The organism is Arthrobacter sp. ok362, from assembly GCF_900102785.1.
Lineage (GTDB): Bacteria > Actinomycetota > Actinomycetes > Actinomycetales > Micrococcaceae > Arthrobacter.
Map to the genome: position 1 here is coordinate 209,500 of NZ_FNGC01000003.1, position 22,277 is coordinate 231,776.

Consider the following 22,277-nt stretch of genomic DNA (forward strand, 5'->3'; position numbering starts at 1 on the left):
GTCATGTTCTAGCCCCAGCTCATGTCAACGGCGTTGATGATGACGGAGTCGGCGGCGTCTGAGACGCTGGCTTCTGCGGTGAGGTTCGTGTCGGTTGTCAGTGTATTGGCTGCTGCCCCGGACCCGAGCCGGACTGCGGGGCCGAGGTGGCGGGATCCCCTGATGGTCATGAACTGCGCCGTTTGTCCGTTGAAGAAGACCGTTGCGTCGGCTTCGAACACGCCTTCGTCCGCGGATGTGAACAACAGAGTGACGAGGTTGGAGCCGAGCCGCACGAGGATCTGCTTGTTTCCGGCGGACCCGATGAGTTCCCCGTAAATTCTGAGGTTGACTCTTTTGACTTTGTTGGTTGAGCTGGGGATGTCCCGCCACATGTTGCCGGCCAGTGTGGCGGTGTAGAACGTCGTGGTGGTGGTCGCCTGGATCGTCCGTGCCGGGAACACTGTGTCAGCAATTTTCATCATCGTCGCATTGCCCTGTAAGACGTTGGTGAAGAGCCGGTTTTCGTCCGTGACTTGGGATCCGCCCATCGCCGAGACTTTGATGCCGCTTTCGTCCGCGCCCGTCCCGAACTGCACGTTCGCGGAGATGTAGGCGTGCGAGTTGGAGAGCAGCTTCAGGTCGGTGCTGTTCCGCTTGAACGATGTTCCGTCCACGTTGACGCGGGATGCGACATTGAGGTTTACCCCGAAATCGCAGTCTTCGATGGTTGCCCAGTCGATGTGGCCGGTGCAGAGTTCTTGGATGAAGAACGCGGATTTGCTGTTGGTGACCTTGGGGCCGAGGCTGTTGTCCCCGGCGTTCTGGGTGCCGATGGTGTGCCGGGAGTGCATGAGGCCCCGGTATGCGCCGCCGTTTCCGTTGCGTGAGGATCGGGCGGTGCCGGTGGTGGTGTCGCCGAGGAACCCGCAACGGTTCGCCACACCACTGACCCAGAATCCGTCGCCGTCCTGGTTGCTGAAACCCCAGTAGCAGTCCGTGAACCAGGTGTTTATGCAGGTGACGGAACCTTCAACACCTGATGTGGTGATGCCGGCGCTGGCGGTGGATCCGTTGTACCCGATGAATTCGATGTCGCTGAAAGTGACGGCGGCTTTGGTGTCAACCATTTTGATGGCTGCGGCGCTGACGTTGTACCCTTCCGACCATTTGGCGGTCGGGTTGTTCGGGTAGCCGACTATCGGGCCTTGGATGGTGACGGTGTTGACCGAGTCGAGGCCGGTCGGGAACACGACGCGGTCAGTGTACGTCCCGGCGGCGAGCTTGACCGTCCACACGCCGTCCAGTACGGGCCCGTAGTTGGGTAGGACGGTGCCGAACGCGTAATTGACCTGCCGCATGGGGAGCGCCGAGTTCGTCCCGTCATTGCTGTTCGTCCCGCTCGTGGAGACGTACAGGGTGTTCGACTGCCCGAGCTTCGGTTCGACGTAGAACAGGTCCGTGCCGTGCTTGATGACGCCGGGGCCGGTGTGCCGTACCGTGTGGAAGTTGGCGATGTTGACCGACTTCACATAGGTTCCGGTCGGCCAGTACAAGGCCTTACCCTGCGCCGTTGCCGCATCAACAGCGGCCTGAATCTGGGTGTTGTTGGACGTGGCGCCGTTGCCGTTCGCCCCGTAGTCCTGAACGTTGATGAGAAGTTCGCCCTTAGCGACCTTCCCGGCGATGGCCGCGACGGTCAGCCCGGTCGGAAGGTTGGTGGGCCCGACGAGGACTGACGGGGCCAGGTAGTTGTCGTCTCCCACGGAGACAAGCCGGTTTACCAAGGGGTTACGCTCCGATCAGGTAGAAGCCGGGGTTTACCGGGTCTTCGTGGAGTACCGAGCTTTCGGCGATGAAATAGGTTCCGGGGTGGAACAGGTCTTCGATGATTCCGGGGCCGCCGCCGCCGCCGGCGGAGATGTTCACTTCGGCTTGCCCGAGCCTGCCGGAAATTTTGGAGATGACTGTTTCCGAGGTTTTCGCGTTCGCGGCGATAACGTCGTCACCGTTGCGGACGAGTTCAACACCGTCCGGCACCTGGAATCCGAGGGAGGTTGTTTCAATAGCCATGTGCGGCGTCTCCTTGGGTACAAAAAAGGCGCCCCAAGGGGACGCCGCGGATGGTTGGCTAGGTCAGGCTGCGGGGGTAGTCTCGGCGTTCGTCGCGGACGGGTTGCCATCTGACACGCCGGACACGATGGAAGTCAGCACGGACAGGAGCGCGGCGGTTGCGGTGAGGCTCAGAAGCTCGGGCCAGTTCAGCGCGGTAATGCCGATGGATCCCGTGCCGATGAGCAGCACCAGTGTTTGCGCGGCGGTCTTGATGGCGCGCTCAGCGGCGGCTTTCCAGAAAGCTTTGGTCAGCATCTACTTGCCCCCGTTCGATGCGGTGAGGGTGCCCTCGACCGTGATGCCATCGGCCAAGGCGTGCTTGACGCTCTCGGCGATCTTGTCGTAGTCGATTTCAACACCGGTCTTCGCGGCGATCTGCTTTACGATTTCGCGTGCTTCGGTGATGCGGCGCTGGTTCTCGATGCTGACACGGTTACCGCCGGGGAACTTCTGGCCCCCGATGCTGTACTCGCTCACCAGCAGCTTCGCCACATAGTCGCGGGTCTTCTCGCCCTCGGCCTGAACGGCCTCAATGATCTGATTCACTTCTGCTGCGGACAAGGTGTCCTCCTGTGGTTTGGTCGTGGTGCTTTGTGGTGCGATGGCTGCGGAGCCGTTGAGGACCGCGTTGATGGAGGCGCGGAGGCCGTCCATGTCACCGGGCCAGCCGGCGGGGTCGATCTTGCCTTCGGAGCTGTATTCTTTGTGGCCGAGCTGCAGGCGCATGTCTTCGGGGAGCCCCTGCAGGTAGGCCCGCTCGATTGCCGCGCCGAGGTGCGGGGCAACGCGGATCTGGTCCAGCGTCCAGTCCCACGGCAGGACACCGGAGGATTCCATCTCAATGCCGATGAGGTAGTGGTTGCCGGTATCCCGCGGGAAGCCCGGAGCGGAGCCCCGGCCCGCGTGGTTCGCGACACCAGCGGCGACAAGGTATACGGTCCCGTCGCGCCCAAAAGTGATGTTGCACAATGGCCCGGCGAGATCGGATCTGCCGTTGAGGGTCATCTGCAATGTTGGCGCACCGGCGGACATGCCGCGTGCGCTGGCTGTGGCGGTGTGGTGCCATAGGACGCCGCGGATTTCGGTCAAGTCCTGCCCCGCGTAGCCGCGTGTCGCCCAGCCTGGGGTTTCGACAACGGTCAGGCCCGCAGCCCGTAGCACGTTCGCGAGATTGGATAGTTTCATGCGTGCTCCTAGTCGTAGAGGCCGTCGGGCCATTCGGGCGGCGGGGGTGGGTTGCCGGCGTTGATGTGTTCGCGGAGTTTGTTGATGTAGTTGTCGCGGATCATTTCGCGGCGTTTGGCTTTCTTCTGCTCGGATTCAAGCCCGTCAATCCGGCCGGCGTGGCGGGTGAGCTCTTCCTGCAACTGATCGATAAGCGCGTTCTCCGGGCGCCCCTTGTTCTGGATCTTGGAGGTCATCCATGCCCCGCCGAAGCCGATGGCCGCGACGAGGACCCCGGGGCCGATCTGTTGTGCCCAGTCCATCAGTCCCCCTTGGCCCGGATCTGGTCCTGCAACGCCGCAATGGTGCGCTGCTGTTCCGCGATGGTGCCCCGCAGCGCCGTAATGATGTCCTGCAGCGCGCTGACCTTCGCGACGAATCCGAAGATCAGCACTGACGGTGCTAGCCAGCCAATAGCGGCGTTCACGAGGGCGAAGTCTTGGAACCCGTCGAATACCCAGATGAGCAGGTAGCCGAGGCCCCAGCCGAGCGCCACGCCCGCTAGCAGGGACAGCCCTTGCCTGGTGTGTCTGTTGACCATGTCCACGACGCAGAGGACCGCGACGACGCCCCAGAGCCCGGACCATGCCCCGAGTAAGTGCCCGCCTCCGGCGATGATCGTTTGTGCGGGCGACAGTCCGTCCGGCCCGATCGTGGCGTAATAGATGGACTGCCGGAGCGCGTAAACGGCGCCCATTGTCAGGATGATGTTGCGGCCGATCATGACGCGCCGCGCAGGTTGAGGTTTTCTCATGGCCGCCTTAGATGTAGTACGCGACGTTAACGGTGAAGAACTGCCCCGTTGCGAACGTGAATGAGCTTATGGAGCGGATCGAGATTGTGCCGGTCGGGTTGTACGCCGCCAAGATCGAGACGGCGCTGCCGCTGGAGCCGCCGACTGCGGGCACGGAGAGATACTTAACCGGACTCGTCCCCCGCGCCGCCGAGGGCAGCACGTACTCGTCCGTGCCGAGGACTGACCAGCCACTAGAGCCGAGGACGTAAGCGCCGCCGGTCCGGGTGAGGATAAGGTCAGCGATGACCTTCAGCTTCGGGCCTTCCGGCGTGACGGTTATTGTGCCGGCCGCGGACCAGCCAGTAGGCGACAAGGGCGAGTAGTCCCGTGTCCCGTCGCGCCAGGCACCGCCGACGACAGCCTCAATCTGCGACTTATCCGTCCTCCAAGCGAGGCGCCCTTCCCACTTATCCAAAGCGTTGCGGGCAGTCGTGCCGGACACGATGGTCACGACGTTGGCGGTGTCCGCCATCTTAGCGAGGTCTTGTGTCGGGGTGTAGGCGTCCGAGGGGATAGGGGTGACTATCCCGTTATCTCGTGTCTGTGGCATTAGGCTTTCCAATCCATTTCTATGCGGCCGCTTTGGGGGTCTCTGAGTCGTCCGTCGAACCCGACATATGGGTCGCCGAATATGCTGATGCCGCCGCCTGCCGTGAGGACTGGGGCGAAGGTGAGGGGCAGGTCGATCCAGTGCGCGGGCTGTTCATCCGTTACAGTCACGTCGAACGGGCCCACGGTGCGGGCCACGTCGCCGCCAGGCTGGTACTTCGACGTGTGCGCGTAAAGGTGGACAGTCGCCGAACCCGACGCGCCGACATCGATGCGCTTAGGTAGGCGGAACCGGACAGCCGTTACCGTCTTCCCGCCCAGGTTCGTGAACGTCGCCCCGTAGAACCACGCGCCCGACAGCGGCCCGGAGCCATAATTGCCGGAGTAAACCTGCTCGCCGCCCCGCTGGGATCCGGACCACGAGCCCCAGCCGCCCGGCCACCAGAAGGTGTTGGACTTGCCGGCGGCGCCCTTCGCGGTGCCGGTCGGGATGATCGGTGATGCCGCTACAGGTGTCTCCGTGGGCGGGGTCGGCGTGATCGACGGGAGCTTGCCGAGGATGATGGCCTGCGCGCCGCGTGCCAGATACACGGCATCCCCGACCGCATACGCCCCGGAGAACCTGTTCGTCGTGTAGGAGATACCGTCTGCCCCGGCCAGCACAATCTCAGTCACACCGACCGCCAATATAGTGCCCGTATCCGGGCGTGGCTGGTCCGAATACCCGTCGATCACGAGGGCGCCGGACTGCCCATCGCCGTTATCCGTCAAGTCGACGACAATGGGGCCATCCTGCACCGGGCAAACAGTGTTCAGCCACCGGGCGTCAACCAAGTTCCCGTTGAGGTTCGCCCACCACTTCGACCCGTCAAAATAGGCGGTCCCATACAAGCGCCGGATACCACCCGCGGGGATGGCCTCCAGCGTCTTCTTCAAAGCAGCCACGGGAGCCTCCTAGCGCAAGTTGTTCCAAGTGATCGCGGGCAGTTGGCCCCAGTTGCCGGGCATCCGGTCCCAGGTGAGGTCCGGCTTGACGTCTGTCAGGTAGTCCCCGAATGGTGTGCGGGCGATCGCCGCGGCGACGTCCTCGTAAGAGCACGAGACTGTGAGCTTTGTCGGGCCCGGGAGCGGCGAACCACTCGCGGACACTGACACGACTTCGCCGGGTAGGTAGGCAACATGTCCGGCGGGCATCGGGCAGCCGACCTCGACCCAGTCGCCGGCTTGGATCTCAGGGCGCGGGATTGTCTCGACTTCGAGCTCGACGGCGTAGGAGGCGGCTTGCCGGTCACGGAGGGTTTCCGCATACGCGACAACCTGCGACCACGTCGTTATCATTTCCGAGCTGTAGTAGTAGGGGACGCGGCCGTGCGGCCCGTCCCACCGGAGCGGGCCGGTGCGGAGGTACGTCGTGCCCGTCACAGGCTTACCGTTCGCGCCCTCTTTACCCTCCACGACCCAGCAGTTATACAGCCCGTCAATCGACTGTTTCCGCTGGACACTGACAAGGCCCTGGCCCGGCTCAACACGCCACACGGGCGCCGCCTGGCCCATCGGGTAGACGTGCATTTCCCCGTCGCCGCCCATGCGATACCGTGCCGAGATGTTCGCCAGCAGGTCCTGCACGGCTTCGAGGCGTTCCCGGTCATAGACGAGCTTCCGGGACACTGGGGAATCAGTGACGCCGTCATCGACCACGATGGGGAAATGCCGCTGAACGAGGCGCGTAACCTCGCCTAGCACGGTCGGGGATGAGCCCTTGGGTGACTGCGGCGCGAGGAAACGGTCACGGTCAACTTCCGCCGTCAGATCGACCGCTTCGACATCGACCGTGGCGCCGGCAAACGTGAACAGCCGACGCTCGTGCGGGGCCGCCACGGAATCCGGTTCGAGGTAGCCGTACTCCGGGATGGTGTAGCTACTCACGGAGCCGTTCGGCGAGGATCCCACGACGCGGAAGCGGCCCGTATTCACAGCCCCGGCGCCGCCGATTACGTAAATGACTTGCAGTTCCACGCCGCCGACGCCGAGCGGGTCATCGAACAGCCACGGCGACAGGCCACCGTCAGGATCCGCAACCTTTAAGCTGAGCTGCCGCTGGACCTTCGTCGACGCATCGGACGCCCCGGACAGGGACCACGAGGCGATGCCCAGAGGTTCCGGCCACGCCAGGTCGCCGTCATACCACGCCCAGACCACGAGCCCGTCCGCGGGCCTTGAGCCGTCGAGCGCCGCCCGCGACTCATCATCAATTGGCAACATGTGGGCTCCTAGCCGAGCGGGTGTTTCAGATCATCCAAATAGGTGCCCGTGGCGGCGTCCTGCTTCTGCTGATAGGTGCTAAAGAGGATCGCGACGTCTCCCCAGGTGAACGTCGCCGTGAGCACCTTCACGACCGGGGCTGCGACCGTGTCGCCCTTGATCGTCCAAGTCGTGACCTCGCTGCCGGTGTGCGGCTTCCGGGAAGTTTCGCCCACGGTCGCCACAGCCAGGAAACACGCGCCCGGGAGGGTATCGCTCAGTGACGGCGGGACGCGGACGAGGACCTGGCCAGCCTGAGCAAACAGGGCGCGGATCTTCGAGTTTTGCTCGGCCATGTCCGACAGCAACGAAATATCAACGCCCTTCGCCGCCGACCGCCTGCCGATCAAAGCCATCGGCCGGTCGGAGCCCATGACGTCGATCATGGAAACATTCGCCTGATACTCGAAGTCGCGCATCGCCGTCACCATGAACACCGCGCCGCCGTTACGGGACAGCCGCCGACTGATGGACACTGCCGACTGCGGGACGAGCGGGTCCATTATCCATGCGGCGTCAGAGTTTACCGTCACCGCTTTCGAAGTGACCCGGGCGCCGCCGGACGGGCCGCTGATGACCTCGACTTCATAGGTGATCGGCCGGCCGAGCGGCGCGTCGTAGTCGAGCAGGTACGTCGAATCGACGAGCGCGGCCCGGCGGGCGCCGCGGACAGGCTCCCTCAGCCCGTCCGCGGTGCGCCACACTGAGATGACCGAATCGCCGACGCCGAGGCCCGTGATCGTCACGCCCACACGCGGGCACGGCGCATCCGTCAAAGCCTCAACCGATACAGCAACCACTAGCGCCTCCCCGTCCTCATGTACTGCGAATTGTTGTCAACGCGGGAAACGACAGATCCGGCCCGGTTGTCCACGTAGGCGCCGAACTCGTGCCCATCAACGACGAGCCGGACAGCGCCGGAGAGTTCAACACCGCCGCCCTGCGTAGCGAGCCGGCTGATGTCGGCCCACTGCTGCGGGTTGAGGATCGCCTCGGGCTTGCCGGTGCGGTTCACTACCTGCGAGACGCCCGGGGGCAGGACGCCGCCGAGGTCATATAGTGCCGGGCCCGCCGCCGAACCATGCCCGCCCGTGATGAGGTCCGTCACGCCGGAGAACAGCTTCTTTCCGACGCCGATGGCCATATCAGCGATGAATCCGCCGGCAGGGAACGCATCCCGGAACGTCGACAGCAGGCCGTCGATGATCCCGGCCAACGGATTGAAGCCGCCGCCAGACGGTACGCCCGCGCCACTGAGGTAGTTCAGCGGGTTCACGTCGTTAGGCCAGCCCCCGGCGAAAGTGCCAAAGTGAAGGTGAGGCCCGGACGTGATGCCCGTGTTGCCGGAGAGCCCGATCTGTTGCCCGGCGCGGACCATGTCGCCGACCTTGACGGCCATCTGGGACAGGTGAGCGAACCATTCCTGAATGCCGGACTGGCCGTCGATGTGGATCTCGTTGCCGCCCCAAACGTTGCCCGACTTGACGCCAGGACCGGACCACGAGACGCGGCCGTTCTCCGTTGCGAACACCGGAGTCCCGACGCCCGCCGCGAAGTCGACGCCCTTGTGGACCCGGTTATAACCCTGAGTCAGTGCCAGCGACTTGAGCGGATTCACGAACCCGCCATCCGCGTAGCCGTCCAGCGACTTCGCCAGCGCGTAAAGGTTCGCCACGCCAGCCTTGCGGGTCTGCGCCTTCGTGAGCACAAACTCGCCACCGTGAACGACGCCCATCGGCTCATCCCTGCCGCCGTCGCCCGTGTAACCGCCCGTCGCGAAGCCCTCTGGGAGCGCCACGCGGGGCAGTTTGTCGATGCCCGGCAGGATCCCGGCGATGGTGTTGAAAGCGCCGATCAGGCCATCGTTGATGACCGTGTCGACCACGAACCGGACAGGCGCCTTAGCGATGTCCTGGATCGTCTCCCAAACCTTCTTGACCGCGGCCACGCCCGTATCGAACGCCTTCGGAATATCCTTCTGGATGGCGTTTGACAGGAAATCAAACACGGGCTTGAGCACGTTGTCCCAAACCCATTTGATCGCCGACCCGATGCCGTCGAACGCCGGCTTGATGACGTTCTGATAGAGCCAGTTGAACGCTGGCCCGACGACGTTGCGGAAGATCCAAACCCACGTATCAAAAATCGGCTTGAGGACGTTATTCCAAACCCACCCGATAGCCGCGCCGATAGCGTCGAACACGGGCTTGATGATGTTGTTGTAGAGCCACTGGAACGCCGGGGCCACCACGTTTTGCAGGACCGAAACGAGCACCTGGAAGATGCCCCGGATGACCAGCCACGCCGCATTGACCACGACCATGATGCCGTTCCAAACCGGCTGGATAATGTTGGTGTAGAGCCACGAGAACACCGCGCCGACGCCGTTGAAAATCGCCAGCACGGTCGGTAGCACGTATGTTTGGAACCACGTCACGACAGCGCCGACTGCGGTCTGGATAAACGACCAGACGTTAGCGACGATCTGCTGCCCGAGCTCCGTCTGTGTGAAAAAGTAGATGAGCCCGGCGACGAGTGCCGCGATGCCCATAACGATTAGGCCGATTGGGTTGGCTGTCATTGCCGCGTTGAAAGCAAGCTGGACAGCCGCCGCGGTCGTCGTGATGGTCTTCCAAAGCTCGATAGCCCCAGTCCACAGCTTCATGCCGACCACCATGGCGCCCACGCTGATAGCGAGCGCGCCGAGCCAGTCCTTGTTATCGACTACCCATTTGCCGAAGTCCTGCAGCCGTGGGATGAGATCCGTCTGGACATAGGACGCGAAATTCATCACCGCTGTCCGTGCGTTCTGAATGAACGTCACGAACCCGGAATCTTCCTCTACGCCAAACGCATCCCGGAGCTTGCCGGAAAAATTGCCGTTTACGATCAGGTCATAGAGGCCACTGATCCCGTCGCCGGCCCACTTCATAGCCTTCCCGAGGCCATCAGACAGGGCCGAAACGGCGCCCGTAACGCCCGGCTTTATCGCGTCAAGCGCCGTCATGAGGCCGCCGTTGATGGTCGCCTGGAGGTTGCCGACAGCGCCCTCAAACGTCTTAGTGGACTTAGCCGCCTCGACTGCCACGGGCTTCGTCCCAAGCTTCAGCAGCGCGGCGTTGAACTCGTCGCTGCTGATCTGGCCCTTCTCCATCGCTGTGCGGAAGTTGCCCGTATAGGCGCCCGCCTTTTCAAGCGCCTTCATCAACGGCCCAGCCGCGCCAGGGATAGCGTCGGCTAACTGATTCCAGTTCTCAGTCGTCAGCTTCCCGGCGCCGGCCGTCTGCGTCATCACCATAGCGACAGACTTGAACGTGTCAGCGTTGCCGCCCGCCACAGCGTTAAGGTTGCCCGCGGCCTTAGTCAGACCCGTGTAATCCTTCACGCCGTTAGACGCAAGCTGCGCTAGCGTGTTCTGAATCGTCGGCAAGTCGTAGACGGTTTGATCGGCGTAAGCCTTCGCGGCCTTCGTCGCCTTTTCCACTCCGGACGTGTCGATCCCGGCGAAGTTCATCGTTGCTTTGAACTTGTCCGTGGCATCCGACGCTTTGGCCGCTTCGGAGACAAACGAGGCGATACCGACCGCCGCAATGGCGCCGCCGATTATGCCAGTCGCGGCCTTTATGCCCGACGCAACGCCGCCGCCGATGTCGCGGCCCGCTTTCGCCCCCTTCGAGTCGAGGCCGGACAGTTCCCGCCCGATGGACTGCTGCATCCCCTTGAAACTCGGCTTGACCAGCACCTCAGCGAGACCGATAACGGGCACTGTAGACCTCCTGCTAGATGTCGTCGGGTGAGAACCCGAACTGACCGACGAAAGCTTCGGCCCAGCTACGTTCTGCCGCGGCGATGGCGCGGTCAATCTCGGTAAACGGTGCCGGGAACGGCTTCTCTTCGCCGGGCTTGCCGCCGGCCGCTGCGATGCTTACCTGCTTTAGTGCCTTGATGGCGTGGAGGATCTCGCGGAGCATCGTGGCCGTGAGGTCAAACTCGGATACACGCGGAGACCAGGGATCCTCGGAGCGCGGCGCCGCGGCGAGTGCTGCGGCGGCCTCCGGATCGTTGGCAATTGCCTCGTTGAGCCTGCAAGCGGTGGGCAGGTTGTCGATAAGCTCCAGCAACGCCACCCAACGCCTGCCCGCGTACCATTCCGCGAGATCCACGCCGAACTCCCGTAAGAGGTCGGCGCGGATCTGCGGACGGTAGCGCGTTAGGAGCTCGCGGAGGCGGTATCTTCCCCCGGGTTGCCGACAGTCTGCTGGTAGTAGGCCAGCACTCGCTGAATGAGTACCTTGTGGACCCTCAGCGGAACCCTCGCGGCCTTGTACGCATCAAAGTCGGCCTTCGACAGCCACTTCGCGAGGAACTCAAAGTCACTTTTGCCGGGCTGATCGAGGTCGCGGAAAAATTCCTCTGCCTCGTCGACGGGCAGGTCGAAGAGGTCGGGGAACGTGATCCGCTTGGAGCCGGACAGCGCCAGGACGAACGGCTCCGGCTTGTTTGCCTCCGCTTCGAGCGCGGCGAGGGACAGATTTACATTCGGCTTATCAACGGCCATGGGAAATACCTCCGGGTGGTGAGGGGTGGATTTACTTGGTGGACTTGGAAGCGTCAGCCTTGACGGCGTCGGCTTCCTTTACTGCGGTCGTGCGGGCCTTCTGCTCGACGTAGCCATCACGTCGCAGCTCGGCGGCCTCGGTAGGGATGGCGGTCTCGACGGTGTGAGTGCCGTCCTTGGAAGTGAAGCGGGGCATGTCGGCTCCTAAGGTGTGCGGGTGGTGGTGGTAAACGGGCGCGGCGCCCCACCCGGAAAACGCCGCGCCCGTGCTTGTGGGAGGCTAGGCCCCGGCAGTGAAGCCGAGCACAGCCTTGTTCTTCACAGCACCAGTACCGCCCATGTAGTGCCGGACGGGGGTGCCGATCTCGGAATCGGTGAAGACGTCGAACGTGAGCGGCTGCTGCACCGGGTCGCCCGTGCCCCACTTCTGGGAATCGGTCGATGCGAGCTTCACGGAACCGTAGCCGCGGCCCAGGATCCAGTTCTCGGCGGCCGGGCCGTCCGAGCCGAGGACCAGCAGCCGGTACTCCTCGCCGACGGGCAGATCGGGCTCGTCGAAGACAACTTCGCCCGTGGTGGCGTCCTGAGTCACGGCGGAGAGGTCCGTGCCGTAGTTCAGCTCCAGCATGTGCTTCCGGCCCGTTTCAAGCGGCGTCATGGTCACGCTGCGCGCTACTTCGGTGATGTCCGAACGGACAGGGGAGGCGTAGCCGAGCGCGGTCACGTCCTCCTTGTTGATGTCGCGGCCGAACTCGTAACCGTCCGGGGAGACGATACCGATCGGGAGGAAGCCAAGTGCCTTGAGGTCGACGAGCGAACCGCCGACGTCGAAGAGGCTCTCCGGCAGCTCGACGCTGGTCGGCGCGAGGAAGCCGACAGCCTTCTGAATCTTGCGGATCAGTGCGCGCTCGTCGGCGCCCTGGCGGATTGTGTCAAACGTAGGCATGGTAAATTGACCCCTTTCAAGGGCTCAGAGTTGGTTACGTCCCCGAACGGGGTTAGAGGGGCCGCGACGTTACCAGGAACGTCGCTGTGGCCTTGTTGAGCGTGTCGGACTGGTAAGGGACATCGGCGGCCGTGATGTCCGCCTCGACACTGTCGATGAAGCCGGACGGCGTTTCGATGTCGGAACCGATGATGGACGCGGCGATCGACACGAGAGTCCGTTCGGCGTCCTGGCCGGGCGCGTAAACCTCGATCGTCGCCCGGTCGACCTGATCCACAAAGCCGCGGGTGCCGCCAGTGACGTAGATAAGCGCGATCGGGAACGGGCCCTGCAACGCGCCGTAATCGTCCGCCGGGAGTTGATAGACCGCCCGGACAGGTTCGCCCAAATGGACCGCCCCGTCAATCAGATCAAACAGGGCATCCCGGGTATCCGGGAAGACCAGAGCGTCGATCATTTGCCCCTCGCTTCCATGGACTGTGCAACGCGCATCAGGACCGCGTCTCGGGTATCGCGCCAGTCCTTACGGGACTCGCGCACGACGGCTCCGGCCCGGCGCTCATTCGCCCAACCAGCCGTCACCGTCGCGGGCGCGGCCTCATACTCGCCGTGCCCCACCGATGCAGCGTTCGCCGCCAGCCGCTGCGCCGCCGCGAGAGTTACCGCGCCGACCGCAGAGGACGTACCCAGTTCCCTGAGCCCGGAATCGTCTGCAAGGTACGACCTCGAGCCGGGAACCTTACGCAGCCCCATCAGGCGACCACCAGTGCGACTTCCCAGCCGAGGGGCCAATCGCCCGGACGACCATCCACAGACCACGTCCCAGCCATACGCTTACCGGCAGGAACGCGGATCCGGTCAGCAGGAAGGAACCTGAAAGTTAGGTCGTCCGGGTCATGGTCCCGGTACAGTACGGCCGTCGAGCTCGCGACGTCCGAATGGTCCAAGGGATCGGCAGTGGACCTCTGCCCAATGATGCAGTTCGTCACTGGGATCTCCTGCGTCGGGAACGGGTTCCCCTTAGCATCCCGACCACCGCCTCGGAGCACGACAACATCAGTGCGCCAAGACTTCGGAAACTGCGAAACGATGCCCACATCAGCCTCCCGGGCGTATGGTCCATGCCTGACGGCGTGGACGCGACTTACCCAGTAGCCGCTTGTCAGCCGCCGTCAGGTAAAGATTGCCGTCCGGGTTGAGCACCTTGCCGCCCATGGAGAAAGGACCGGACCCGAACTGGACCGACTCAAAGCCGGCAGTCGGCGCGTCCTCGGTGATATCCATGGCCCGCTTGACCATCCGGCAGACGACGAGCTTCGGGATGTCAGGATCCATGCCGCCATCCGCGACAGCTACGGTGATGCGCTGGTCGACGTCCGGGTAGTTGCCCCGCACCTCGATTGACGCCTCATGCAGCTTCTGCGTGGCGTCGTCTTCATCCGCGGCGGGCAGGCCGGACCAGTGCGCCTTGAGATCGACGAGCGTCGCGTAGTCGGCCGCCATGGTTAGGACTTCGCGTTACGACCGCGGCGGGGAGCCGGTGCGGTGAAGTCAGGGGCGTCGGTGGGAGCCTCGGGCTCTTCTTCGCCGCTTACATCGGCATCAACGTCGCCCTCGGCGGCCGTATCGCCGTCAGCGTCACCAGCTGGAGGATTCTCCGGTGCGGTGAAGTCAGGGGCGTCGATCTCGGCCTCAGCTTCAAGGCAGTGCTTGCCGACGAGACCTTCAGCCCACTCGGGCAGCTCATCACCGGGGGCGAAGTGCACGGGCCCGGACTCGCCATGGACAGTAACATGTGCGGCGAAAGTCGCCATCTTGACTCCTAAAGATTGGGGCCGAACGGCGCCCGGGCACGGGCCCAGGCGCCGCCCAGCGGTCAACTAGAGAACCTTGGCCACGAAGGACAGGTTCGCGTTCGCCAGAACGGGGAGCGCGATGGCATCCGAGACGACCTCGGCGATCATCGGGGGCTTCTCGTTCTTGTACACGCCGACGACGATGCCCGGCTGCTCGGACGGTTCGATGGTGTAGTTGGAATCCATCGACGTCAGGGTCTGACCCCAGAACGTGCCGCCCATCTCGGACTGGCCGGACTGCGGATCGACCGGCGCCGGCAGGAACAGGAGCCTGTCATCAGCGATCACGCGGCCACCGGAGGTGGAGCGGTCGTAGATGAACAGTTCCGGCAGGCCAGATGCGGTCAGGAGGCCGCGCACGTCAGCTTCCAGGCCGGGGCGGGTGGCGCCGTTGGCCAGCAGGGTGGCGAACTCCTTGCCGGACGCCAGCGCACGGAACACGCGGCGTGACATCAGCATCGCGCCCGGGGCCGTGCCGTTGTTCGTGGCCGCGTACACGTCCGACCATGCATTCAGGTCAGACAGGCGGCTCACCGCAGGGTCGGACCAGAGCGACGCCGCCGTGACGCTATGGGCGCCTGCGCGGCCAAAGTCGTCGTCGGTAACGAAGTTGCTCTGGTTGATGGTCGCCTTGCCCGTGGAAAGCACCGTGCCGCGCAGGCGCTCAATCCGGTCAGCCACGGCGCGGGCCGCGTTCGAGATCTCCTTGAAGATCGAATCGCGGAGCACCGCATCCGGCGCATTCCGAAGACGGAGCTGGTCGTACTCCCCGATCGGGCGGTTCTGGCCCAGCGCGGGCAGGTCGATGGTGACCCGCTGACCCGAAGACGAACCGGCCATTTCGGGCTCAGCGTCGTATGCGCGGAAGGCCGCTTCCTGCACGAAGCCAGCCTGTCCCTTGCGGAACCGGACGGACAGGTCGGAGACCTCAACGTTGGGAATCCAGCGGGCCAGGGAGGCGTTGTTTACCTCGAGGTCAGACAGGGCAGCGCGAGCGTACCCGGTCGCCTCGGCGGGGGTAACAAGATCAGTCCAAAGTGCCATGATCAGTCACTCCTTTCTTAGACGTAGACGATGGTCGTGGCGGAAAGCTTCGCGGCTGCGGTGGGCTTCACGAAGGTTCCAGGAACCTTCGCAGCGACGACGCGGCCGTGATCCAGCAGCGGCGCCGGGACGTTGGTCGCGCCCTTGACCTGCTGGTCGAACAGGACGTGACCGGCCAGGATGCCAGCGCCGGTGACGGTGGCCTCCGTGGCGTCGTAGGGGACGAGGAGTCCGCCCACCTTGGCGACGGGCTGGCCGGAACGGATGAAGCCGTCCGGGTAGTGGGTTGCTTCGGTGAAAGCGGAGACGTTGATGGTCTCGGTGCGGGCGTTGCCAATGGCGTGCCCGGAGCCGAGCCATGCAAGGTTCCCGCTGCCGGTGACTTCAGTGCGAAGACGAGGCATGATGAATCCTTCCTAGGACTTCTTGGGATGCTTGGAGTGGTACTGTTCGCGACCGGCGGCGATGGAGCCGCCGGCAGGGTTGTGGTCGCCGGAGCGGTCGCCGGACCCGGGGACCGGGTCGGGCTTCGGAGCTTTCCCCTCAGCGCGAGCGTGCAGCTCGGAGATCTTCTTGGCCGAGGCCTCGAAGCTGGCCGCATCGGTACCGGTCACGAGGTCTTGGTAGTCCTCGGGTACTGGATGCTTGGCCAGGGCAGCGAGACGAGCGTTGGCCGTCTCGAGCTTTGCGGCGCGGTCTTCGGCGTCGAGGGCCTTCTTGTTGGCCCGATCAATGTCGGAGAGCTTCGCGTCCTCGGCGGCCTGGACCTTGGCTTCTGCATCAGCGGCGCGCTTCTCAGCGGCTTCCCGAGCTTCGCGCTCGGCCTTCAGAGCCTTGATACCGCCTTCGCCGAGCTTCTCGTCGGCTGCCTTGGCCGCGGCTGCGTCAGCGGCGGCTTTGGCTTCTGCTTCAGCAGCTGCTTTCGCGGCTGCTTCTTCGTCCGTCTCCATGACGGCGTCGCCGAAGGTCTTCCGGTGGAACGCCATCAACGCAGTGAGTCCGCCTGGGGCGGTGATATCAATGCCGTGGGGGAACTGCTTTTTCAATGGGAAAGCTCCTTTGTGAATGCCGCATCGCACGGCGAATAACCCTGCCCGCATCGCACGGAAGGGAACCTAGTGGGTGTGGACGCCGTCAGTCACGTGGCCGGGGAACTCCCGGCGCATCGCCGCGGCAATGTCCTTCATGTCACCCGATCCGGCCGCGTCGCGCGCGACCGAATACATGTCGTAGAAGTCATCCGGCAAGTAGCCTGGCGGGTAGTCGTCGCCGGATCGCAGTGGCACCGCCTGGCAGTCGCACCGACCGTGGTACGTCTCGCCATCAGACCTTGTCTTCGCTGACTTTTCAGACAGGTAGACGGCATCTCGGGAGGCGAGGATCAGGCACCACGAGCACGTCTTTGCCCCGGACGGAACCCGTGCCCAGAACGCGCCCTCGCGGTCAGCGTTCCAAGCGATCGTGTCTCGACCGGACTGCTTCACGTACTTGTCAGTCGCAATGGTCAGACCGGCCAGCATCGCGGCTGGTTCCGGAGTCCAAAGCTGTCCTGCGAGGTAGCGCACCTTTTTCTCGACTCGATCCGCCGTGACCGACGCCGCGGCCGGGGCAGTAACCCGGAAGCTGGCCGCCGCGCCGGACCCGGCGCGTATCTCGTCGTACCAGTCCATGGCTAGCGTCTCGGCAACCTGCCCGTACTCGGCAACCAGCAGTGGCATGAACTCCAGCAGAGCGTTCCGAGCCGCTTCCGGCCGGGACAAATCGAGCGCAGCGAAATAGGCGGCCAACTCGTCAGCCACGCGGCCCGAAAGCTCAGACGTCGCCGCACGGTACCGCTCAATCGACTGCCGATCCACCACGGCTAGCCCTGCGGAGCCGCAGCGGCCGGGGCCGGAGCGGCGTCGCTGAACACGGGTGCCGGAGACGACTTTGCGGCGGTCAGGAGCGCGTCCAGCCGGTTCGCGCCGGCCTGACCCTTGCGGTACGTGTTCATCCGCTCAATCTGGCCCTTGTCCAAGCCGTACACCTCCATCGCAACCTCAGGGTCGCCATCAGGGAATGTCTGCGTGAACTTCAGGCCAGCGTCAGCCTGGGCGGCCTTCGACGACGTCCCAGGATCCTTGAAGTGCGCGCTCAGACCGCGCAGCTCCTTCTCCATGGCCGGCGTCCATTCGCCATACTTCACAGCAAGGACGTTGCGGGCGAGGTCAACACGGGACATGCCGATGCTGTCCAGTTCACCCTCAACGACCGCCACGAGATCAGCTTCGGATGCGCGGATCGCGTCAGCCGACGACGGGTTGTCATGGATGATGCCGAGGTAGCCGACCGGGATGGACGTCTCACTGGAGACCATCAGGCCGATCGTCTTCAGCATCTCGCCGTGAGGCTGGAAGGTCGCCTGCGACAGCTGCTGCAGCGTCGGCTTCAGCAGATCGCCGGTTTCCTCATCGCGGGTATTGGGCAGCGCCCACACGCCGCCAATGAGGGCGTCGAGTGGCGAGATGCGCTTGCCAGTCGCGTCTTGGAAGTGCTCTTCCTCAGCGCCAAGCAGCGCCCGCTGCGGAGCACCATAGAACTCGGCGTTGACTTCCTGCCGGAGCATCGTTCGCACAGCCATGTCGGTGAAGCCCATCAAGGGGCGGCTGATCCGCGAATAGCCGAACGGGCGATCAAGGGCGCGGGCCCAGACGTACGGGGTGCACGTCACGCGGCCGACGATGCCAACATGCGTACGCGTCACCAGCCACTGGCGCTCGACGTACTGGATACGGAGCGTCACGCCCGGCAGGTACAGCAAGGCTTCCCACCGGCCCACAAGCTCCAGAGCCGCCGTCACGCGGTTAGTGCGGGTGTCAATCTCAGCGGTCGCCTCGAGTGCCGTGCGCGCCGCGACAATGACGTCCGGCTCGCCCGCAGCAGTATCGCCAGGCGTTGTGAAAACGAACGACACGGAATGCCGCAACGACGCCTCAATAGCCATGCGCTCCACCGCGGCGAAGTAGTTATCCCCGAAGACCTCGTCAAGATCAGCCAACATCTTGGACGGGCGGCCGAGAGTGAAGCCATCCGGGCGGATCCTGCGGGCCGGGACCTTCACAGCCTTGTTGGCCCAGCCGATGGCCACCGCAAAGTCACGCATGTGCGGCGGGATCGAAAAGCCGATCTTGTCCAGGCGCTTCTTCGAATCGAAATACGATGTCCGCAGCTGGTTCCGGCCAGACTTCCGCCGAATCGCCGTCAGCATCCGCGTGAAGGTTGCCGACTCGGCATCAGTCAGGGGGCGCACCAAATCAAGACCAGCCAAGAAGGCCACCTCCTAGAAAACGATTGCGGCCCGAACCTTCTTCTCAGAAGCTTTCGGTGGCCGGCGGGCGAACTTTTGCGCTCCGAAGTGGGCGCAGGTCACTGCAACAGTCGGGGCCAGATCAACGTCCAGGCTCGCTCGGTTCCACTTGAACGAGCCAGGGCGGTTCTTGATCGGGTCTTGCGTGGTGTTCTTCGCAGAATGGTCGAGGTGTTCCTGACCGAAGTGCGTGATGGCCGGATGTTTCTCCACCGCCTCATGGAGGCCCGCGCAGGCCTGGGTGTATTCCTGCCCGCTGAGGATGAAGACCTTCATCTTCTTAGCCTTCAAAAGGGCCTCGAGCGGATCGCGCGCCGGGGAGTAGGCATCGATGACGATCGGGATGCGACGCTTGGCACGCTCCCACAACCACTCAACGAGCGCTGTCGTCCCGCGCTCATCGAACGGCGCATCGGCCGCCAGCTCGAGGTGAATGTCTTCACCGTCCGCGAACGTCGAGACGCCGATGGAAACCTTCGTGCGCTCCGGATTCATGTCCACGCCATACGCGGCGACCGGCCAGTCAGGATCCGGGTCATCAATCGCCCGTTCATCCCACTTCGCGAAGGCCAGCTTTCCGGCGACAGAGGGTGTTGGCCACATGTTCAGCCGCTCACGCGCGAACGACCGCGGGGAGAACTTGTGATGCTCGGTCTCCACAGTCCGGAGCTTGATGCGGCCACCCAGGGCGGGGTTAGCGTCAGACCAGTTCTTGCGGTCGGCCGTGAACACTCTCAGCTCGGCCTCGGTCATTTTGTCGACGTCACCGGCGGCGGAGTGCTCAACCCATGCCGAGCGCTTGTCAGCGCCGGTGACAGCTGCGTTCCGGACCCGCACGAAAGGCTCGCCACGTTCGGACAGATCCTTCGGGGGAGTGCCCATGTAGATCGTGATCGGATCACCAGAAGGGGCGGCCGACGTCGTCGGCTCCAAAGCCTCCTGCTCGTCCTCCTCATACTCCTGGCCCTCATCGACCACCAGCACGTCGAAGGAGCTACCGCGGCCGGCACCGCCAGTACGGGCACCCAGCTCAATAAGGCCGCCAGCGTGAAGCTCGATAGCTTCCTGGCCGTTGGTCTTGCGGATCTCCTTGACCAGAGCATTCAGCTCGGGGAACTTCGCGTGAGGATCATTGATCTTCGTCCCGAAGAAGTGCATGAGGCGCTTGAAGGCCTTGCGGGCGGAACTGAGAAGGTGCGAGGTGTGCAGAATCTTCATGTTGAGCGCCACCATCAGGTAGAGCTCCACAACCTCCAGCGCACCGTTCTTGCCGTTCTGCCGCGGCGCGGACAGACCCCACGTAGAAGAGATCCATCCCGCATCATCTGTGCGCAGCCACGCCCGGACAGCCTCAGCCTGCCAAGGATCCACAACGTACTTGTAGCCCTCGGCGAACTCGAGCGCGTTCTCCGCGTGCTCCATGCTGTAGCCACGCGGCGAAGGTGCTGTGTTGAAGCGTGCGACCTGCGAACCGATCAGCACGCCACACCACCTATCCGCTCAGTTTCTGAGCCAACCTCTGCAGGGGGGAGACATTGTCCGGAAGGTCAGCCGGCACTGGCACCGGTGGGGCCGCGGCCTTGGAGTCTGCGGGGGCGAGCTTGGCCAGGATGTTCGCCAACGCAGTCGCCTGCTGACGGGCCTCAGCCAACGGGGCAGCGAACTTCACCTCGACGTTGATGTTCTGGGAGTCGTCTATGATCGCGTTATCCAACACGCGGAACTGCATCAAGTTCAGGACGCCCTTGCCCTGAATGATGTTGTCCAGCTCGTCCAGGCGGTCAGCCGTGCGGGCCGCCTCCAGCACCAGCGCATTTCGCGGAACGTCCGTGGTGGCCATCGCCAGCCAGATGGCAGAACCTCGCTCACCAAGACCGGCCGGCTCATCCACGACTGCACCTTCGGCAGGACTTGCCGCGGTGCCGATCAAACCACCATCGAGCAATTGCGCTCCGAGGCACTCGATGCCTAGCGCAGGCTGGATCAGTCCGAACGTGCACGGCGCCCCCTAAAGGATCAACTTGTTTCCCGTCACCGCGATGTAGCGGCCAGTTGTGTAGCGTTCGATGTTCCGGCCGTCGCGGATCTTCCGGCCAGGCGCTTCCGGCGCCTCGATGAAGAGGTGTACTCCCTCCCCGGACTGAGACACCTCAGTGAAGATCACCGGCTCAGTGACGCTTCGGATGTACTCGGCAGCCCATCCAGCCAGTGTGCCGTCAACGATGCAATGGTCCAGATCGATGCAGCCGATACCGCCACCAAGGACAAAGCCCAGGCCGACACCGGCCGACGACGCCTTGGCTTCCGCGAACGTTGCCCACGTGGCCGGATCAGTCGAGCTCGCAGGCCTGCCCGCGACCGTAATCGGCCGCTTCGTGGAAGTACGCCGCACCCATCGCGCGCGCTCAGTCAACGCCGTCGGGAGAACGTGCCGGCGGGACAACCGCTTACGACATGTGGCCGAGCACGTCCGCGCTTGCGAGCGGTACAGCCTCAACGGGCCTCCGCACTCCTCGCAACACCGATCTGACATGCTCCAATTCTACCGCAATGTCACACTTTCTCCTTGCAAATAAAGGGAAGTAGGCGCATTCAAGAATGGGGCCACATCGCCCGCGAGAGCAATATTGACGAGGGTCAAAAAGCCCTGCGAGCAACCAGCGCGGCGGTCACGAAGGCGCCCAGGGCCCGGGGAAAAGCACGCCAGCGCCCACCGATGCGAGCTCGGGGGGATATTTTTCGCTATGCCCGGGGAGCGAGGCGGCGGGGGTGGGGGAGGGGTGCTCCCCCACCCCCTTTTTTATGGGGTCCGGGATAAGGAAAAGCCTTATTCGGGGTTGTCCACAGGTTGTCCACAGTCACCATTTCCGACTGGTTTTGAGGGGTTTTGCGGTCAAAACGGTCGTTGTTTTGGGTGCTGGTCGGTTGCCTTTGGACTGATTGCACTTGCGGCAGCAGATGGCGACGTTGTCTAGCCTGTCCTGGCCGCCTTTGGCATGGGCTATGACGTGGTCAGGCTCGGCACTCGGTGGTGTGCGGCTTACGACGTAGTCAAGGATGACCTTGCAGTATGGGCAGCGCTCGATGCCTTGTGCTTGGGCTAGGTGGAGTGCCCGCTTGCGGACTTTCTTCCACTGTGATGTCCCTGTGCGTGATGTTGCCACGTAGACTCACCTGCCATGGGACTAAAGGAGTGGGCTGCTAAGGCGCCCGTAGCAACGTATGGGATGCTCACGCTGTACAAGGACAAGGTGCGATGCCTCGACTCGAAGCAGAAGGGCGAGTATCCCCTTGTCGGGGTGACCGCCGTGGTGGAGTCGGGGGAGGCTTTGTCTCAGCGCGTGACGTTGACGAGGTTCGCCGCATTTGGGCTGTTGTCGTTGGCGATGAAGAAGAAGTCCGGCGGTTCGTCATTTCTGCTGATCGAGGGCCCTGAATTTGCTTGGACGTTCGAGGTCAAGCGCGGCGATCAGGCTAAGGCCCAGGCATTCGCCGCGAAGGTGAGGTCGGCCGCTAAGGAATCCATCACCGCCGAGTGAAGCCAACGGGCCGTCTTCGGTGTC

The 22,277-nt window shown here is 63.8% G+C and carries 28 protein-coding genes and 1 pseudogene; 1 reads left to right on the forward strand and 28 read right to left on the reverse strand.

The genetic code is table 11. From position 1 onward, the window contains the following. Positions 1–8: 8 nt before the first annotated feature. From BLQ10_RS05305 to BLQ10_RS23030, 28 genes and pseudogenes are all read right to left on the reverse strand, one after another. Complete coding sequence (locus tag BLQ10_RS05305; RefSeq protein ID WP_091559246.1) at positions 9–1,766, reverse strand: glycosyl hydrolase family 28-related protein; 1,758 nt, start codon at positions 1,764–1,766, stop codon at positions 9–11. 4 nt (positions 1,767–1,770) lie between these two features. Beyond that, entirely contained in the window at positions 1,771–2,052 is a 282-nt protein-coding gene (locus tag BLQ10_RS05310) for a hypothetical protein (RefSeq protein WP_091559248.1), read from the reverse strand. A 63-nt stretch (positions 2,053–2,115) separates the two neighbouring features. Then, positions 2,116–2,349 carry a holin gene (locus tag BLQ10_RS05315; RefSeq protein WP_091559250.1) on the reverse strand — a complete coding sequence of 78 codons (234 nt, stop codon included), beginning with the start codon at positions 2,347–2,349 and terminating at the stop codon, positions 2,116–2,118. Then, complete coding sequence (locus BLQ10_RS05320) at positions 2,350–3,279, reverse strand: peptidoglycan recognition protein family protein (protein ID WP_091559252.1); 930 nt, start codon at positions 3,277–3,279, stop codon at positions 2,350–2,352. 8 nt (positions 3,280–3,287) lie between these two features. After that, positions 3,288–3,581 carry a hypothetical protein gene (locus BLQ10_RS05325; protein ID WP_091559255.1) on the reverse strand — a complete coding sequence of 98 codons (294 nt, stop codon included), beginning with the start codon at positions 3,579–3,581 and terminating at the stop codon, positions 3,288–3,290. Continuing rightward, complete coding sequence (locus BLQ10_RS05330; RefSeq protein WP_139164177.1) at positions 3,581–4,072, reverse strand: SlyX family protein; 492 nt, start codon at positions 4,070–4,072, stop codon at positions 3,581–3,583. Before BLQ10_RS05330 ends, BLQ10_RS05325 begins: the two co-directional genes overlap by 1 nt. Before the next feature lie 7 nt (positions 4,073–4,079). Continuing rightward, positions 4,080–4,664 (reverse strand): hypothetical protein, encoded by a 585-nt coding sequence (locus tag BLQ10_RS05335; protein ID WP_091559259.1) that lies wholly within the window; start codon positions 4,662–4,664, stop codon positions 4,080–4,082. Next, the gene (locus tag BLQ10_RS05340; protein WP_091559262.1) at positions 4,664–5,608 is read right to left on the reverse strand and encodes a hypothetical protein; all 945 of its coding nucleotides are present in this window, start codon (positions 5,606–5,608) and stop codon (positions 4,664–4,666) included. Before BLQ10_RS05340 ends, BLQ10_RS05335 begins: the two co-directional genes overlap by 1 nt. Positions 5,609–5,617: 9 nt before the next feature. Then, positions 5,618–6,925, reverse strand: coding sequence for a hypothetical protein (locus tag BLQ10_RS05345; RefSeq protein ID WP_091559264.1), 1,308 nt, complete (start codon positions 6,923–6,925; stop codon positions 5,618–5,620). An 8-nt stretch (positions 6,926–6,933) separates the two neighbouring features. Next, positions 6,934–7,710: a hypothetical protein gene (locus BLQ10_RS05350; protein WP_139164178.1), complete on the reverse strand. Its 777-nt coding sequence runs from the start codon at positions 7,708–7,710 to the stop codon at positions 6,934–6,936. Between the two features lie 53 nt (positions 7,711–7,763). Continuing rightward, positions 7,764–10,511, reverse strand: a pseudogene (locus tag BLQ10_RS23025) (tape measure protein); the annotation flags it as partial. Between the two features lie 232 nt (positions 10,512–10,743). Beyond that, complete coding sequence (locus BLQ10_RS05360) at positions 10,744–11,127, reverse strand: hypothetical protein (RefSeq protein WP_091559272.1); 384 nt, start codon at positions 11,125–11,127, stop codon at positions 10,744–10,746. Positions 11,128–11,174: 47 nt separating this feature from the next. Further along, positions 11,175–11,522, reverse strand: coding sequence for a hypothetical protein (locus tag BLQ10_RS05365; protein ID WP_091559274.1), 348 nt, complete (start codon positions 11,520–11,522; stop codon positions 11,175–11,177). Between the two features lie 31 nt (positions 11,523–11,553). Further along, entirely contained in the window at positions 11,554–11,718 is a 165-nt protein-coding gene (locus BLQ10_RS22275; protein WP_175558479.1) for a hypothetical protein, read from the reverse strand. Positions 11,719–11,802: 84 nt separating this feature from the next. After that, complete coding sequence (locus BLQ10_RS05370; protein WP_091559276.1) at positions 11,803–12,468, reverse strand: hypothetical protein; 666 nt, start codon at positions 12,466–12,468, stop codon at positions 11,803–11,805. Between the two features lie 52 nt (positions 12,469–12,520). Then, complete coding sequence (locus BLQ10_RS05375) at positions 12,521–12,925, reverse strand: hypothetical protein (protein ID WP_091559278.1); 405 nt, start codon at positions 12,923–12,925, stop codon at positions 12,521–12,523. Beyond that, on the reverse strand, positions 12,922–13,221 hold the full coding sequence (locus tag BLQ10_RS05380; RefSeq protein ID WP_091559280.1) for a hypothetical protein: 300 nt from the start codon (positions 13,219–13,221) through the stop codon (positions 12,922–12,924). The genes BLQ10_RS05375 and BLQ10_RS05380 overlap by 4 nt, the downstream gene beginning before the upstream one ends. A gap of 345 nt (positions 13,222–13,566) precedes the next feature. Continuing rightward, positions 13,567–13,971 carry a Gp19/Gp15/Gp42 family protein gene (locus tag BLQ10_RS05390; RefSeq protein WP_091559284.1) on the reverse strand — a complete coding sequence of 135 codons (405 nt, stop codon included), beginning with the start codon at positions 13,969–13,971 and terminating at the stop codon, positions 13,567–13,569. 2 nt (positions 13,972–13,973) lie between these two features. Next, a complete protein-coding gene (locus BLQ10_RS05395) occupies positions 13,974–14,282 on the reverse strand; it encodes a hypothetical protein (RefSeq protein WP_091559287.1) in 309 nt (102 codons plus the stop codon). Positions 14,283–14,348: 66 nt separating this feature from the next. After that, positions 14,349–15,368 carry a major capsid protein gene (locus BLQ10_RS05400; RefSeq protein ID WP_091559288.1) on the reverse strand — a complete coding sequence of 340 codons (1,020 nt, stop codon included), beginning with the start codon at positions 15,366–15,368 and terminating at the stop codon, positions 14,349–14,351. A gap of 17 nt (positions 15,369–15,385) precedes the next feature. Continuing rightward, positions 15,386–15,772: a hypothetical protein gene (locus tag BLQ10_RS05405; protein ID WP_217635782.1), complete on the reverse strand. Its 387-nt coding sequence runs from the start codon at positions 15,770–15,772 to the stop codon at positions 15,386–15,388. Positions 15,773–15,784: 12 nt separating this feature from the next. After that, positions 15,785–16,414: a hypothetical protein gene (locus BLQ10_RS05410; protein ID WP_091559292.1), complete on the reverse strand. Its 630-nt coding sequence runs from the start codon at positions 16,412–16,414 to the stop codon at positions 15,785–15,787. A 69-nt stretch (positions 16,415–16,483) separates the two neighbouring features. Further along, entirely contained in the window at positions 16,484–17,167 is a 684-nt protein-coding gene (locus BLQ10_RS05415) for a VG15 protein (RefSeq protein ID WP_139164179.1), read from the reverse strand. A gap of 62 nt (positions 17,168–17,229) precedes the next feature. After that, a complete protein-coding gene (locus BLQ10_RS05420; protein WP_139164180.1) occupies positions 17,230–18,675 on the reverse strand; it encodes a hypothetical protein in 1,446 nt (481 codons plus the stop codon). A gap of 12 nt (positions 18,676–18,687) precedes the next feature. Then, positions 18,688–20,196, reverse strand: coding sequence for a hypothetical protein (locus tag BLQ10_RS05425; RefSeq protein WP_091559300.1), 1,509 nt, complete (start codon positions 20,194–20,196; stop codon positions 18,688–18,690). 10 nt (positions 20,197–20,206) lie between these two features. After that, positions 20,207–20,605 (reverse strand): hypothetical protein, encoded by a 399-nt coding sequence (locus tag BLQ10_RS05430; RefSeq protein WP_139164181.1) that lies wholly within the window; start codon positions 20,603–20,605, stop codon positions 20,207–20,209. 117 nt (positions 20,606–20,722) lie between these two features. Next, positions 20,723–21,247, reverse strand: a complete 525-nt coding sequence (locus BLQ10_RS05435) for a bifunctional DNA primase/polymerase (RefSeq protein ID WP_091559304.1) — start codon at positions 21,245–21,247, stop codon at positions 20,723–20,725. Positions 21,248–21,572: 325 nt separating this feature from the next. Further along, positions 21,573–21,878, reverse strand: a complete 306-nt coding sequence (locus tag BLQ10_RS23030) for an HNH endonuclease (RefSeq protein WP_091559306.1) — start codon at positions 21,876–21,878, stop codon at positions 21,573–21,575. A 63-nt stretch (positions 21,879–21,941) separates the two neighbouring features. Between BLQ10_RS23030 and BLQ10_RS05445 the strand changes: the two genes are divergently transcribed. Next, positions 21,942–22,253: a hypothetical protein gene (locus tag BLQ10_RS05445; protein WP_091559309.1), complete on the forward strand. Its 312-nt coding sequence runs from the start codon at positions 21,942–21,944 to the stop codon at positions 22,251–22,253. The last annotated feature ends 24 nt before the right edge of the window (positions 22,254–22,277 follow it).

Excerpts from the sequence above, each read along its gene's own strand:
- BLQ10_RS05310 (WP_091559248.1), bottom strand. The coding sequence starts at position 2,052 with ATGGCTATTGAAACAACCTCCCTCGGATTCCAGGTGCCGGACGGTGTT.
- BLQ10_RS05315 (WP_091559250.1), bottom strand. The coding sequence starts at position 2,349 with ATGCTGACCAAAGCTTTCTGGAAAGCCGCCGCTGAGCGCGCCATCAAG.
- BLQ10_RS05320 (WP_091559252.1), bottom strand. The coding sequence starts at position 3,279 with ATGAAACTATCCAATCTCGCGAACGTGCTACGGGCTGCGGGCCTGACC.
- BLQ10_RS05325 (WP_091559255.1), bottom strand. The coding sequence starts at position 3,581 with ATGGACTGGGCACAACAGATCGGCCCCGGGGTCCTCGTCGCGGCCATC.
- BLQ10_RS05330 (WP_139164177.1), bottom strand. The coding sequence starts at position 4,072 with ATGAGAAAACCTCAACCTGCGCGGCGCGTCATGATCGGCCGCAACATC.
- BLQ10_RS05335 (WP_091559259.1), bottom strand. The coding sequence starts at position 4,664 with ATGCCACAGACACGAGATAACGGGATAGTCACCCCTATCCCCTCGGAC.
- BLQ10_RS05345 (WP_091559264.1), bottom strand. The coding sequence starts at position 6,925 with ATGTTGCCAATTGATGATGAGTCGCGGGCGGCGCTCGACGGCTCAAGG.
- BLQ10_RS05365 (WP_091559274.1), bottom strand. The coding sequence starts at position 11,522 with ATGGCCGTTGATAAGCCGAATGTAAATCTGTCCCTCGCCGCGCTCGAA.
- BLQ10_RS22275 (WP_175558479.1), bottom strand. The coding sequence starts at position 11,718 with ATGCCCCGCTTCACTTCCAAGGACGGCACTCACACCGTCGAGACCGCC.
- BLQ10_RS05370 (WP_091559276.1), bottom strand. The coding sequence starts at position 12,468 with ATGCCTACGTTTGACACAATCCGCCAGGGCGCCGACGAGCGCGCACTG.
- BLQ10_RS05375 (WP_091559278.1), bottom strand. The coding sequence starts at position 12,925 with ATGATCGACGCTCTGGTCTTCCCGGATACCCGGGATGCCCTGTTTGAT.
- BLQ10_RS05380 (WP_091559280.1), bottom strand. The coding sequence starts at position 13,221 with ATGGGGCTGCGTAAGGTTCCCGGCTCGAGGTCGTACCTTGCAGACGAT.
- BLQ10_RS05390 (WP_091559284.1), bottom strand. The coding sequence starts at position 13,971 with ATGGCGGCCGACTACGCGACGCTCGTCGATCTCAAGGCGCACTGGTCC.
- BLQ10_RS05395 (WP_091559287.1), bottom strand. The coding sequence starts at position 14,282 with ATGGCGACTTTCGCCGCACATGTTACTGTCCATGGCGAGTCCGGGCCC.
- BLQ10_RS05400 (WP_091559288.1), bottom strand. The coding sequence starts at position 15,368 with ATGGCACTTTGGACTGATCTTGTTACCCCCGCCGAGGCGACCGGGTAC.
- BLQ10_RS05405 (WP_217635782.1), bottom strand. The coding sequence starts at position 15,772 with ATGCCTCGTCTTCGCACTGAAGTCACCGGCAGCGGGAACCTTGCATGG.
- BLQ10_RS05435 (WP_091559304.1), bottom strand. The coding sequence starts at position 21,247 with ATGTCAGATCGGTGTTGCGAGGAGTGCGGAGGCCCGTTGAGGCTGTAC.
- BLQ10_RS05445 (WP_091559309.1), top strand. The coding sequence starts at position 21,942 with ATGCTCACGCTGTACAAGGACAAGGTGCGATGCCTCGACTCGAAGCAG.